General features: G+C 68.0%; 9 protein-coding genes and 1 pseudogene. 2 read left to right on the top strand and 8 right to left on the bottom strand.

Annotated elements, in window-relative coordinates; genetic code table 11:
* Positions 1-23: 23 nt before the first annotated feature.
* On the bottom strand, positions 24-1052 hold the full coding sequence (phnD, locus tag K254_RS0110470; protein WP_035749193.1) for a phosphate/phosphite/phosphonate ABC transporter substrate-binding protein: 1029 nt from the start codon (positions 1050-1052) through the stop codon (positions 24-26).
* Positions 1052-1813, bottom strand: a complete 762-nt coding sequence (locus tag K254_RS22765; protein WP_051389047.1) for an HAD family hydrolase — start codon at positions 1811-1813, stop codon at positions 1052-1054. The genes phnD and K254_RS22765 overlap by 1 nt, the downstream gene beginning before the upstream one ends.
* Before the next feature lie 220 nt (positions 1814-2033).
* Between K254_RS22765 and K254_RS0110460 the strand changes: the two genes are divergently transcribed.
* Entirely contained in the window at positions 2034-2936 is a 903-nt protein-coding gene (locus K254_RS0110460; RefSeq protein WP_155848498.1) for a hypothetical protein, read from the top strand.
* Here K254_RS0110460 and K254_RS0110455 read toward each other — a convergent pair.
* From K254_RS0110455 to K254_RS0110445, 3 genes are all read right to left on the bottom strand, one after another.
* A complete protein-coding gene (locus tag K254_RS0110455) occupies positions 2933-3856 on the bottom strand; it encodes an oxidoreductase (protein ID WP_026555320.1) in 924 nt (307 codons plus the stop codon). The two genes, K254_RS0110460 and K254_RS0110455, sit on opposite strands and share 4 nt — an antisense overlap.
* An 84-nt stretch (positions 3857-3940) precedes the next feature.
* A complete protein-coding gene (locus K254_RS0110450; RefSeq protein ID WP_026555319.1) occupies positions 3941-4408 on the bottom strand; it encodes a MarR family winged helix-turn-helix transcriptional regulator in 468 nt (155 codons plus the stop codon).
* Positions 4408-5535 carry an LLM class flavin-dependent oxidoreductase gene (locus K254_RS0110445; RefSeq protein ID WP_026555318.1) on the bottom strand — a complete coding sequence of 376 codons (1128 nt, stop codon included), beginning with the start codon at positions 5533-5535 and terminating at the stop codon, positions 4408-4410. The genes K254_RS0110450 and K254_RS0110445 overlap by 1 nt, the downstream gene beginning before the upstream one ends.
* Positions 5536-5708: 173 nt before the next feature.
* Here K254_RS0110445 and K254_RS22760 point away from each other — a divergent pair.
* Positions 5709-6914, top strand: a pseudogene (locus tag K254_RS22760) (MFS transporter); the annotation flags it as partial.
* A gap of 343 nt (positions 6915-7257) precedes the next feature.
* Here the strand turns inward: K254_RS22760 and K254_RS0110435 are convergent.
* The 3 genes from K254_RS0110435 to K254_RS0110425 form a co-directional block, all read right to left on the bottom strand.
* Complete coding sequence (locus tag K254_RS0110435) at positions 7258-8199, bottom strand: hypothetical protein (protein ID WP_026555317.1); 942 nt, start codon at positions 8197-8199, stop codon at positions 7258-7260.
* Positions 8200-8349: 150 nt separating this feature from the next.
* A complete protein-coding gene (locus K254_RS0110430; protein WP_026555316.1) occupies positions 8350-11667 on the bottom strand; it encodes an efflux RND transporter permease subunit in 3318 nt (1105 codons plus the stop codon).
* A gap of 75 nt (positions 11668-11742) precedes the next feature.
* Positions 11743-13242 carry a malate:quinone oxidoreductase gene (locus K254_RS0110425; protein WP_026555315.1) on the bottom strand — a complete coding sequence of 500 codons (1500 nt, stop codon included), beginning with the start codon at positions 13240-13242 and terminating at the stop codon, positions 11743-11745.
* Positions 13243-13271 lie beyond the last annotated feature (29 nt).

Here is a 13271-nt window from a genome sequence, read left to right as displayed (position 1 = left end):
TCTGGGCCTGCGGCGGGGATTGGTCAGCCCAGGCCGATGGAGCGTGCGGCGTCCTGGGTCTGCTTCAGGGTGGCCACATCCGCGGGCTTCATGCCGGTGATCTGGTAGATGGCTGTCAGTGCCTTGACGCCCTCGTCAGTGGAGGAGAAGTCCAGCATGGCGGCATTGACCTTTGCCTGCCAGTCGGAGCTGAGCTTGCCGGAGAGGGACATGCCGTCATTGGGCACCTCGTTGGTGAGGGCGAAGACGACGACCTTGGACCCGACGTCGGGGTTGTCCTTCTTGACCACCTCGCGGGCGTCCCAGTAGCTGAAGCCCACCTCGGCGTCGCCCTTGTAGACGGCCAGCACGGAGGCGTCATTCGCTGTGACCTTGATGGGGGAGACATCCTCCACGGCCACGCCGGCGGTCTTCATGGCGGCCACCGGGAAGATGTAGCCGGCCGGGGAGGCGGGGGAGAGCATGGCCACGGTGGAACCCTTGACCTTGGCGACGGCGTCCAGACCGGCGGGGCCGTTGCCGGAGCCCGTGCCGTTGCAGTACAGCATGCCGTTGGGGCCCGGCGCGGGGGTGTCCGAGCAGTACTTCTCGGGGTTGTTGGTGAACATCTGGGCCGCGTAGGAGCTCTTGCCCTTGCGCAGGGTCTGCAGGGCCGGCTTGGCACCGTACTTGTCGCACGCCTGGCTCATCTGCAGCGAGGGGAGCATGCCGATCTGGGCCTGGTTGGAGCCGATGGCCTCCACGGCGGCCTGGTAGTCGGCGGTGATCACGCCGTGGACGGGGATGCCGAGGCGGTCCGAGAGCGCGGTTTCGAGCGGCTTGACCGTTTCCACCAGCTTCTTGGCATCGCCGGAGGGCACCAGGGCCAGGGTCAGTTCGGTGGGGGCAGCGGCGGAATTGTCGCTGGTGCCGGCGCAGGCGGCGGCCTGGGCCGTGCCGGTGCCGCCGGCGGAGGCTGCGGGTGCATCCTGGCTGACGCCGCAGGCGGACAGCGCCAGGGTGCCGGCGAAGGCGAGGGCTCCGAGGGCCGCGAGCTTGGAACGGTTGGTCATCACAGTTGTGCCTTTTCTTGTAAGGATTCGGTGGGACTGGGATGGCTCAGCGCAAAGGCCGCGGGATCAGCGGCCCAGGCAGTGATGCCGGGATAGAGCAGTTCAAAGCGGGGTGCGTGCAGGCTGGCCGGGCCGGTGCGGTGGTCGAAACGATCGATGAAGGCGGTGGCACAGCCGTGCCGCCAGGGCAGGAAGATGTCATTGGCCCAGACATCCCCCACGCTGAGCAGCTCCCGCGGCGGCCGGTTCTTCAGCAGCCGCGGGAGCAGCTCCACCAGGCCGGACGGTTTATTGGCGTCCGGAATGATGTCATCCACGGCACCGCCCAGCCCCAGAACATCCAGGGTCTGCGCAATGCCGGTGGCTGGCGCGTTGGTCAGCAGGACGCGGTGCACAGCGCCGGCCAAACCGGTGAGAAAATCCGCCAACCCCTCGGGTGCACTGACGTCCACCGCTCCGCTGGCCAGCAGCGTGCGGCTGTGGGCGTAGGCGGCGTTCAGTTCGGCGGCAGACAACAGGGGTCCGGCCATGGCGGCCACTGCGGCGTACCCGTCCTTGTGGGCGGGTGCCGAAGCATCGTTGGCCAGGAACAGTGCCAGATCGTGGTGCAGCTGTTCCGCGGCCGTGGCTGGCAGGAGTCGGGCCACCGCGTCGGCATAGGCCAGTACGGGACCGTCCCCCAAACAGACGGTTCCGTCGAAGTCCAAGACCAGGACGGGCTGCAGCGAGGCGGGGCGCTCGGGGAGGGAAGTTGTTCTCACCTGTTCAGGCTAGGGCCCCATGAACGAAGTGTCCACAGATTCTGACTCTATGAAACAAGTGTTCACGCAACGTTTACCCAACGGGCCGCGGTGTGCAACGCCGGCCCGGCGCGCCCGGCGCCTGCGGAGCGTTCGGGTGCCAGCGGAGGTCTAGGATGGCGCGTACCGGAGCAGCCAGCCTGCGGCCGCACAGCCAGGTCCACCAGCCAGGAGGCCCCTCATGGTCCACCCATCCAGCCCCGCCACCGCGCCGCGGCCCGTAGAAGGTCCGGGTGCAGCATCTTTGCAGGAGGGATCTTCGCGGCCGCCGTCCCGGCGCCCGGCCGTCCGCTGCTCCAACGTCCGGCAGGCGGGAGCGCCCCGCAGGGGAGCGGCGGCGGTTCTGCTGTCCTTCGCGCTCGCCGCCTCCCTGTCCCTGGCTGGATGCACGCCGGCCCCGGAGCCCGACGACGGCGCCGACCCGCCGTCGTCGTCGAGCAGCGCCACCGGAACGGGGCTGCCCACAACCATCCCCACCGGCACGGGGATCGGCACGCTGCCCGGCGCCGAGGCGACGGCAGCGCAATGGAAGACGTTTAGGGATGCCGCCGGGCGGATTGCCTTTGAGCTGCCGGCCGACTGGACGGCGCAGGAGGAGCCTCCGGGCACCTCGGACCCCGCCGGAGCCCTCTCGGTGGTGGTGCGCAACGCGGCCGGCACGGTCATGGCCACCTTTGGGGCGAGCAACATCGTGATGGGCGGCTCGTGCGCCGATGCCGGGGCCCGCGACTACACGGTGCTGGCCAGCGTGCCGATGGACATCCCCTCAACCAGTGACGACCCCGGCTCCATTTCGCCACGGTTTGTGTACCGGCTGATGCATGGGGACACCGTCTACACGGCCTCGTACGGCATCGTCGACCATGCCGCGGGCGCCGATGGCAGGGCCTGCCTGTTCTACAACGTGGTCACGGCCCAGCCGCTGGGGGTCTACTGGTTTGGCGATGTCCGCCAGTTCAGCGCCCTCCCGGGCGGCGCCGAGGGCCTGCGCACGTTTACCACGCTGGCCGAGGCGCAGGCGTACATGCTCACGGGCGAGTTCCAGAACATCGCCCGGATGATCACCTCGTTGAAGGTCGCCTAGTCCCCTGCGGGCGGCAGATCGGGGAAGTGCACCTTTGTGAGGTCCTCGCTGACCTCCCACAGGCGGCGGGCCACCAGATGGTCGGCCACCCTGGCCGCCGGTGCCTCGATGGACACCTCGCCGGCCTGCCCGTAGAGCCCCTTGGGGCCGTAGAAGTCCCCGCCGCGCACATCGGGGGCGGTGGCGGCGTAGAGTACGGGCCGCACTGCCACTGTGTCCGGCTGGGCAGCGAGCCGCATGAAGGCACTGGTCAGCAGGGCCGCCGGATCCTTGCCCATGCTGGCCGGCAGATTGGTGTTCGCCAGGCCGGGGTGGGCGGCGGCCACCACGATGTCCTCCCCGCGCGCATCCAGACGGCGGGCAAACTCCATGACGAAGTACAGATTGGCGATCTTGCTCTGGCTGTACGCACGCCAGCGGCGGTAGCGGCTTTGGCTCATCAGATCATCAAAGTCGATCCGGCCGCGGCGGTGGGCGATGCTGGAAACCACCACCACGCGCGCCGAGGGAGCCAGGCGCAGGGCCGGCAGCAGCAGGCCGCTGAGGGCGAAGTGGCCCAGGTGGTTGATGCCCAGCTGCTGCTCAAAGCCGTCGAGGGTGGTGGAGCGGGGCGGGGCCATCAACCCGGCGTTGTTGACCAGCACGTCCAGCGGCCCCTCCCACCCGGCGGCAAAGTGCCGGATGGAGTCCAGACTGGCCAAATCCAGCTCGCGGAGGGTGGCCGTGGTGCTGCCGGTGGCGGACTGCAGCCGGTCAAGGGCCTGCGCGCCGCGCTCCATGTTTCGGCAGGCGAGCGTGACGGCGGCACCTTTGGCGGCAAAGGCAACAGCGGCCTGGAAGCCCAGGCCGCTGTTGGCGCCGGTGACCAGCACCGACCTGCCCGTCTGGTCCGCCATGAAATCCGCGCGGATTTCCTCCATGGACGCCTCCTGCCTCAGGCAGCCGCGGCGGCGCTGAAGGCCGGTGCAAGGAAAGCTGCTGGCTCCAGCATAGAGCGCCGTCTGCTACCGGGCTGACGCCTGTTCGGCCACGGAGGTGCGCAGCTTGGTGGTCAGTGCCAGCAGGGTGCGCATCTCCTCCTCGTCCAATCCGGCGCCGAGCAGTTCGGCGATGTGCTTCACATGCTCCCTGCCCACCTCCTTTTGGGCGGCGGCACCGGCTTCGGTGAGGCCGATCAGCACGCCCCGGCGGTCGTCGTCGGCGGTCCTGCGCTGGATCAGGCCGCGCTTTTCCATCCGCTCCACCATCCTGGAGATGCTGGGCTGGGAGATGAGCACCTTGTCGTTGAACTCGTTCAGCCGCAGCCAGCCGCTCTTGCACTGGGTCAGCGTGTAGAGGATGTCGTACTCACCGGCGCCCAGCTTCTTCAAGGACGGTTCCTTGCCCAGTTGGCGCATCACCGTGACCTGGGCCCGGAAGAGGGACTCCCAGGCTTGGGTGGCGAGCCGCCGGTGCGAGGAGCTGCTGCTCATCAGAGCCCTGCCGATGCACTGACGCCGGCGGCATCGGATGCCTTGGAGGCCTTCTCGGCAAGGGCGGCCTTGCGGTTGGCGAACGTGGGGGCATCCGGGATGGTGGCCGGGCGGCGTGCGGCGAACTCGGCCCGCAGCGTCGGCAGCACCTCGGAACCGAACAGGTCCAGCTGCTCCAGCACCGTCTTCAGCGGCAGGCCGGCGTGGTCCACCAGGAAGAGCTGGCGCTGGTAGTCGCCAAAGTAGTCGGCGAAGGAGAGCGTCTTCTCGATCATCTCCGCCGGGCTGCCCACCGTCAGCGGGGTCTGCGAGGTGAAGTCCTCCATGGACGGGCCGTGGCCGTAGACCGGGGCGTTGTCGAAGTAGGGGCGGAATTCCTTGACCGCGTCCTGGGAGTTGGGGCGGATGAAGAACTGGCCGCCCAGGCCCACGATGGCCTGCTCCGGGGTGCCGTGGCCGTAGTGGGCGTAGCGCTCGCGGTAGAGGTTGATGAGCTGCTGGTAGTGCTCCTTGGGCCAGAAGATGTTGTTGGCGAAGAAGCCGTCGCCGTAGTAGGCGGCGATCTCGGCGATCTGGGGCGTGCGGATGGCGCCGTGCCAGACAAAGGGGGCCACGCCGTCGAGCGGGCGCGGAGTGGCGGTGAAGCCGTGCAGTGGCGTGCGGTGCTTGCCCTCCCAATTCACCACGTCCTCGTCCCAGAGCTTGCGCAGCAGGCTGTAGTTCTCGATGGTCAGCTCCAGGGAGTCCTGCATGTTCTTGCCAAACCACGGGTAGACCGGGCCGGTGTTGCCGCGGCCCAGCACCAGGTCCACGCGGCCGTCTGCCAGATGCTGCAGGGTGGCGAAGTCTTCAGCGATCTTCACGGGATCATTGGTGGTGATCAGTGTGGTGGTGGTGGAGAGGATGATCTTCTCCGTCTGGGCGGCGATGTAGCCCAGCAGTGTGGTGGGGGAGCTGGGGTAGAACGGCGGGTTGTGGTGCTCGCCGGTGGCAAACACATCCATGCCCACCTCCTCGGCGTGCTTGGCGATGGTGGTGATCGCCTTGATGCGCTCATGCTCCGTGGGCGTCGCTCCGGTGGTGGGGTCCATGGTGACGTCCCCGACGCTGAAGATTCCGAACTGCATTTTTCTTCTCCTCCGACCCCGGGCGGCGGCCCGGATATATGCGTTTGCATCTAATATACGGTTCAACCGGAGTGGGGGTCAAAATGTTCCAGTGATCCCCACCACTGTGCTCCGGCAGCGTTTAGGATGCAATCAGTCCGGCACCCTCCGAGCCGGACGGCGGAGAGGGAGCCATGGCACTGAAGAGCGGCGTGGCCGTTGGACCCACGGCGGCCGTGGTGGTTGGCTTCCTGGTGCTGGTGGAACTGACCAGCGGCATTCTGCAGGGCTACTATACGCCGCTGCTGACGGACATAGCCCGCTCCCTGGGCATCCACGACGCCGACGTCAACTGGCTGGAAGCGGCGCAGCTGATGGTCAGCGCCCTGGTGGTGCCGGTGCTGGCCAAGCTGGGCGACATGATCGGCCACCGCAAGGTGCTGCTCATCTCCACGGCCCTCACCGCCGCGGCCTCGTGGGGCGTGGCCTTCGCCCCCACCTTCTGGTTGTTCCTGCCGGCGTGGGCGCTTCAGGGCTTCTACGTTGTCTGGCTGCCGCTGGAGATCGCCCTGATCTTCTCCCGCTCCCACCACCGCCCCGACGGCCCGGCCCTGACCCGCAAGGCCGCCGGCATTCTGGTGGCGGGGCTGGAATTCGGTGTGATCGCCGGCGCGCTCGCCGGCGGGTTCCTGGGGGCGGCGCTGCCGGGCCAGTTGTGGCTGGTGCTCTGCATCCCTGCGGTGGCCGTGACCGGCTGCTTCTTCGTGATCCTCTTCGGCGTACCCGAATCGGCCGGGCGCACCGGCGGGCGGATCGACACCATCGGCCTGGCGATCCTCAGCCTGGGCCTGCTGCTGATCACGGCCGGCCTGACGTTCATGCGGCTCAACGGGCCCGGCACCTGGTGGGCCTGGGCCGCCGTCATGCTGGGCATCGCGGCCATGGTGCCCTTTGCCCGCCACGAACTGGGCCATAAGGATCCGCTGGTGGACATCCGTCTGCTGCGGGCCCCGAGCATGTGGCCGGTGCAGCTGACGGCCTTGCTCTTCGGCGTCTCGATCCTGGGCGCCCAGGTGCCGCTGTCCACCTTTGCCCGCACGGATCCCGCCGTCGTCGGCTACGGCCTGGGCGTTGGCTCGGGGATGGTGTCGGTATTGATCGGGGTGTATGTGCTCGCCCTGTTGGTCGGCGCCCTGCTCTATCCCGTGGTGACGCGGTGGGCCACACCGCGGACCACGCTGATGGGCGCGGCGGCAGTGGTGGGCATCGGCTACCTGATGTTCCTGCCGCTGCACGGATCCATCGGGCAGGTGCTGGTGAACATGGCCATCGCCGGGCTCGGGTCCGGCGCGCTGGTGGCCGCCCTGCCCTCCGCCGCCGCGGCCGCCGCGCCGTTGACTCAGACGGGCATGGCCACCGGGCTGACCAACGCCACCAAGACGATTGGCGGCTCCTTCGCCGCGTGCGTCTTCGGCATCGCGCTGGCCGGGCAGCTCCTCGGCGGTGCGGGCAGCTGCTCGGCGCCGGTGCGGGTGACGGCTCTGGCGGGGCGGCGTCCACGGCGGCTCCGCTGGCCGGCTACCTTCTGGTGTGGACCATCTGCGGCGTTACGGCCCTGGCCGCCGCCGTCGCCCTTTACTTCGTCCCCAAACTCGCCTTCGGCCCCACCCTCCCAACTGGGGCGCGCTAACTGCATGAAATCCGAGGGATTCGGACAGTTAGCGCGCCTCAGTTGCTGCGGGCCTACCCGGTGGGCCGCCAGCCTGCCCGCCGCAGGGCGGCACGGACCTTGGCGACGGCGGCATGAGCCTCATGGTCCATGTGCCGGTTGGAGATCCGCACCTGCTGCCAGCCGCCCCGCTGGTAGTCCTCTTCGCGGCTGATGTCACGGTCCACCTGAGCCGGGTCCGCATGGACCCGGCCTTCGTACTCAACGGCAACCTTGTACACCGGAAAAGACAGGTCTGGGGAGCGTTCGACTCCGTTTCCAAGGTCGACGGGGGTGTTGAGGTCTGCCTCGGGGAGCCGGGCTCTGGCCAGCGCCAGCCTGAGCCGCGTCTCTGGTGCGGAGTCCGAGCCGACCCGGGCCTGGCCCAGTGCGAGACGGGCCTTCCGAATGCCCGGCGTCCCCTTGTGCCGATCCAGGATGAGGTCGAGGTCGCTGATGCTGGCATAGGGCTCGGAACGGCCCTCGAATTTCGGCCGGGGCACCCGCAGCAGATGGTCTGCCACTACAGTCAGTTCATCCTCCGACATGCGCCGGGAGCAGTCCAGCCAGGTCCGCACCCTCGTGGTGATCCACAGCCCGTCGACGAAGGCCACCTCGTCATCGAAGAACTGGGTCTTGTGCCCCACGACGCCCGGCCGGCGGGGTGTGGTGTGCGGAGACTGACGAGCAATGTGGATCCCGCTGCCAGTGGACGGCAGGAACCCCGGGAAGCCCCAGATGTGAAATGCCGTCTCGTGCGATACGGCAGAGTATCCGGTGGCCAGACTGTAGGGGCGCGCCAGCAGCGCCAGCGGTGTGCCGTCGTCGTCCGCCTCAGCCAGCGTGCGGATGCCGCGGCCCAATCGGCGGATGCGGGCGTGGCGTAATTGGCCATCCGTCAGCCCCAAGGCGCGGGCCTCGGTGACGGTGAATGGGCCGAGAACCAATGGGGGAGGCAGGCGGTCGGGATTGAACATGCCCCCATGATCGCAATACCGGCCGGTCGCTGCAGAAGTTGTCCACAGCCCGCCCCTGGATGGCCCAGAAAACCAAACTGGGGCGCACCAACTGCAGGAAAGAAGCGAATTCTGTGCAGTTAGCGCGCCCCAGTTGGGACGGAGGAGGGGTTACTCGTTGGCGGCGCGGCGGCCGCGGACCTTGGGGATGGCTCCGGTGGTCCAGTCCTGGGAGGCCGGCACCGCTACGGTGGAGGAGGACAGGACGCCCGCGGGTGACTTGCCATTGCCCGAGGGACCGGCGGGGTTGTCGGAATCCGTGGACGCCGCAGGGGAGGGCGACGTGCGGCCGGCGGGCACGGGCTGCACCTGCTGGAGCGCCTTGAGCAGCTGCCTGCGTTCGCGGCGGCCCTCCACCAGCCGGTAGAGCACCGGCACCAGGATCAGGGTCAATGCCGTGGAGGAGACCAGACCGCCGACGACGACGATGGCCAGCGGCTGCGATATGAACCCGCCGCCGCCCGTCACGCCCAGGGCCATCGGGGTCAGCGCAAAGATGGTGGCCAGCGCCGTCATCAGGATGGGGCGCAGACGCTGCCGGGCGCCGTGCTCGATGGCGTCGGCCACGGTCATGGCCGGGCGGTCCCCGGAGGGCCGGCGGTACTGGTTGATGAGGTCGATCAACACGATGGCGTTGGTGACCACAATGCCCACCAGCATCAGCATGCCGATCAGCGAGGGCAGCCCCAGCGGAACCTGGGACACCAGCAGCAGGGCGATCGCCCCAGTGGCGGCGAACGGGATGGACACCAGCAGGATCAGCGGCTGGATGAGCGACTTGAACGTGGCCACCATGATCACATAGACGATGGCGATGGCGGCCAGCATGGCCAGGCCCAGCTGGCTGAAGGATTCGGCCTGCTGCGTGCTGGCCCCGCCCAGGGTTGCCGTGGCGCCGGCCGGCAGCTCGGCGGTGGTCATGCGCTTGGCCACCTCGGTGCTGAGCGAGCCCAGGTTGCTGCCCGACGGCGAGATGGAGACCGTGGCGGTCCGCTGGCCGTTCGCGGAGGTGATGGAGAGCGGGGTGTTGACCTGCTCCACCGTGGCAACGCTGGAGAGGGCCACCAGACCGGTGGCGGTCGGGATCTTGGCGTCCTTGAGGGCGTCCACGCTGGTGAACTGGGTGCCGGTGCCGATCAGCACGCGGTAGTCGGTGGTGTCGATGCGCACGGAACCGCCGGGCACGGGGCTCACGGTGGCCGCCAGCAGACCGGTGATCTGCTGCTCGGTCAGCCCGGCCGCAACGGCCTTGGTCCGATCCACGCTCACCTGCACCACGGGCTGGGCTGCAGAGAGGTTGCTGGTGACGCTGGCCGCGCCCTCAATGCCGTCCATGGCCTTGACCATGGCGTCCGCGGCGTTCTGCAGATCCGCGCCGGTGGGGGCCGTGACCGTGACATCAACGCTGTTGGAGGTGCCGAACCCGCCGCCGGAGGAGCCCACGGTGATGGTGCCGGCGCCGGCGACGGTCTTCAACTCGTCACGGACGGTGGCGGCCAGTTTGGTCTGGTCCGCCTTCTCATCCGTCACCACCTGGAAGGAGGCGCTGGATGAGCCGGCGGAGAGCAGGGCGGAGAAGCCGCCCGAGGCATTGCCGATGGTCACCTGGACATCCTTGATGCCCGGGATGTCCTTGAGCTTGGCCTCCACCTTGGTGGCGGCCTCCGACGTGGTCGCCAGGGACGTGCCCGGGGGCAGCGCCTGCTTGACGGAGAGGCTGTTCTCCCCGGAGTTGCCCAGCAGGTTGGTGGGCAGCAGCGGCGTCATGGCCAGGGTGGCCACGAGGATCAGGGCGCCGGCCACCAGGGTGATGACGGGGTGCTTCTGCGTCTTGGCCAGGATCGGCAGGTAGCCGCGCTGGAGCCAGCTGCTGCGCTCCTTGGCCTCCACGGCCTCCAGCAGGGCCTTGCCGGCCAGCGGCTGGGCGTCGGCCCCCGAAACTGCCGGGGATTTGAGGAACCAGTAGGCCAGCACCGGCACGATGGTCAGCGACACCGCGAGGGAGGCCACCAGGGCGATGGTGACGGTCAGTGCGAAGGGGCGGAAGAGCTCGCCGGCCAGGGAGCCCACAAAGGCGATGGGCAGGAACACGGCCACGGTGGTGAGGGTGGACGCCGTGACGGCGCCTGCCACCTCGCGGATGGCCGAGAGGATGGCTGTGCGCTTGTCCTCGCCGTAGCTGAGGTGCCGCTTGATGTTCTCGATCACCACAATGGAGTCGTCCACCACGCGGCCAATGGCGATGGTGAGCGCACCGAGGGTGAGGATGTTCAGCGAGTAGTTGGTGGCCCACAGCCCGATGAAGGTGATCAGCAGGGACAGCGGGATGGAAATCGCTGTGACCAGGGTGGAGCGCGCGGACATCAGGAAGATCAGGATGACGACGACGGCGAAGCCCAGGCCCAGCAGGCCCTCGGTGGTGAGGTCCTTGATGGACTTCTCAATGAACGGGGCCTGGTCCAGCACCGTGGTGAACTTCGTGTTCGAGCCCAGCTCCGAGGCCAGCTGCGGCAGCTCGGCCTGGACCGCACGGGACAGGGACACGGTGTCGGCGTCGGGCTTCTTGGTCACGGACAGCGCCAGCGTGGGCACGCCGTTGGTGCGGGTGATGGAGGTGGTGGTGTCGTCCGCCATCTCCACGGTGGCGACGTCGGCAATGGTGGTGGGTCCGCCGCCCGCGGCAGGCTTGGCGCCGGACAGCGGCAGGCCCTTGACGGCGTCGAGGGAATCCACCGGGCTTCCGGCCTGTACGGACAGGGTCTTGCCGTCCTGGCTCATGCTGCCGATGGGCACCAGCGAGCCATTGTTGCCCAGGGCGGAGGTGATGGCGGAGATGTTGGTGCCGGCCGCGGCCATCTTGCCGGCATCGGGCAGGATCGCGATGTGCGTGCCGTTGGCGCCTGTGACGTCGGCGCTGCGCACGCCGTCGATCTGCAGCAGCCGGGGCACGGCGAGGCGCTGCAGCTCCGTGTTCAGCTCGCCCAGGCTCTTGTCCGAGGAGACGGCCAGGAACACGATGGGGAAGTCAGCAATGGAACCGGCAATGGCCGCCGGCTCGACGCCGTCGGGCAGCCGCGGGCGGGCGTTGGAGATGGCCCGATCGATCTGGTTCCGCGCCCGGTCCATATTGGTGCCGTAGGCCAAGGCGAGGTTGATCGTGGAGAGCCCGCTGCGCGAGGTGGCGGTGCTGGATTCCAGACCCTCGACGGCGCCGAGGGCGGCATTGAGCGGTTCGCTGACCTGCTTGTCCACCACCTCGGGGGAGGCCCCGGGCATCGCGGACACCACGGTGATCTGCGGGAACTCAATGGATGGAATGAGCTCCTGCTTGAGCGAACCGAGCGTGATCACGCCGAACACCACCGCAAAGACGGTGATGAGCGCAATCAGCGCCCGGTTGCCGAGGGACATAGAAGCTAGGCGGAACATAAGTACACTCCCAAAGTGCTGGCCTGTCCCGCCATGCTATCCGCTGGCGCGGTCCGATCCCTATGGATCGGACCTTTAGACGGTGTCGGTGTTGAGCCCCAGGACCACGGCGGTCTTGGCCAGGGTCTCGGCGGCGAGGTCCGGATTGTCGTTGAGCTTGGTTCCGAAGGTCGGCATCATGTCGCGCAGCGAATCCTGCCACTCCAGCTTGAACTTGCGGGGGAAGCAGCGCTGGAGCAGTTCCAGCATGATCGGCACGGCCGTGGACGCGCCCGGGGACGCACCCAGCAGGGCGCTGATGGAACCATCCGAGGACGTGATGACCTCGGTGCCGAACTGCAGCACGCCGCCCTTCTTCGGATCCTTCTTGATGATCTGTACACGCTGGCCGGCGGTGATCAGTTCCCAATCGTCGCCATTGGCTTCGGGGAAGTACTCGTGAAGGGCGTCAACCTTGGCGCCGCGGGTCTTCATGACCTCCGAGACCAGGTACTTCACCAGGCCCAGGTTGTCCTTGCCCACGGCCAGCATGGGGACGATGTTGCCGGGGCGGATGGAGCCGGGAAGGTCCATGTAGCTGCCGGTCTTGAGGTACTTGGTGGAGAAGCCGCCGTACGGGCCAAAGAGCAGTGAGCGCTGGCCGTCGACAAAGCGGGTGTCCAGGTGCGGGACGGACATGGGCGGGGCGCCCACGGAGGCCTGGCCGTAGACCTTGGCGCTGTGCTGGGCGGCGATTTCCTCGTTGGTGCAGCGGAAGAACTGGCCGGAAACCGGGAAGCCGCCGAAGCCGTTGCCCTGGGGGATGCCGGAGCGCTGGAGCAGGTGCAGGGCACCGCCACCGCCGCCAATGAAGACAAACTTGGCCTTGATCCGGCCGTGTTCGCCGGAGGCGGGGTGCTTGAGGGACACGTCCCAGCGGCCGTCGGCGTCGCGCTGGACGTCTGTGACATCCGTGCCGTAGTTGACCTCGACGTCGTTGGCACCCATGTAGTGCACCAGCTCGCGGGTCAGCGCGCCGAAGTCGACGTCGGTGCCCTCGGCGGAGCGGGTGGCGGCAATCTGCTGCGAGCCGGAGCGGCCCTTCATGACCAGCGGAGCCCACTGGGCGATCTGGTCGTGGTCCTCGCTGTACTCCATGGAGGAGAAGAGCGCGTTGGGCTTCAGTGCCTCAAAGCGCGTGCGCAGGAACTTGGCGTGGTCCGCGCCGGTGACAAAGCTCATGTGCGGAACGGTGTTGATGAAGTTCTTCGGCGAACCGATCATCGAGTTCGACACCAGGTGGGCCCAGAACTGCCGCGAGAGGTGGAACTGCTCGTTGATGCTGATGGCCTTGGCCGGATCAACGGATCCGTCCTTGGCGGCGGGGGAGTAGTTGAGCTCGCAGAGCGCCGCGTGGCCGGTGCCGGCGTTGTTCCACGGGCTGGAGCTCTCCAGACCAACCTCGTCGAGGCGCTCGAAGAGCACAATCTTCCAGCTCGGTTCCAGCTGCTTGAGCATGGCACCGAGGGTGCTGCTCATGATGCCGCCTCCGATGAGAACGACGTCGGCGTCTTTGGTGTCTGAAATGAAGGTCACGATCCAACTCCGTTAGCGGCTTTTCCTAG

The organism is Arthrobacter sp. 35W (assembly GCF_000482545.1).
GTDB lineage: Bacteria > Actinomycetota > Actinomycetes > Actinomycetales > Micrococcaceae > Specibacter.
Note: the sequence above shows the minus strand (reverse complement) of the source record. Positions and strands in the feature narration are given on the sequence as shown.

Coding starts and splice junctions, on each gene's coding strand:
- phnD (WP_035749193.1), bottom strand. CDS start 1,052: ATGACCAACCGTTCCAAGCTCGCGGCCCTCGGAGCCCTCGCCTTCGCC.
- K254_RS0110460 (WP_155848498.1), top strand. CDS start 2,034: ATGGTCCACCCATCCAGCCCCGCCACCGCGCCGCGGCCCGTAGAAGGT.
- K254_RS0110455 (WP_026555320.1), bottom strand. CDS start 3,856: ATGGAGGAAATCCGCGCGGATTTCATGGCGGACCAGACGGGCAGGTCG.
- K254_RS0110450 (WP_026555319.1), bottom strand. CDS start 4,408: ATGAGCAGCAGCTCCTCGCACCGGCGGCTCGCCACCCAAGCCTGGGAG.
- K254_RS0110445 (WP_026555318.1), bottom strand. CDS start 5,535: ATGCAGTTCGGAATCTTCAGCGTCGGGGACGTCACCATGGACCCCACC.
- K254_RS0110435 (WP_026555317.1), bottom strand. CDS start 8,199: ATGTTCAATCCCGACCGCCTGCCTCCCCCATTGGTTCTCGGCCCATTC.
- K254_RS0110430 (WP_026555316.1), bottom strand. CDS start 11,667: ATGTTCCGCCTAGCTTCTATGTCCCTCGGCAACCGGGCGCTGATTGCG.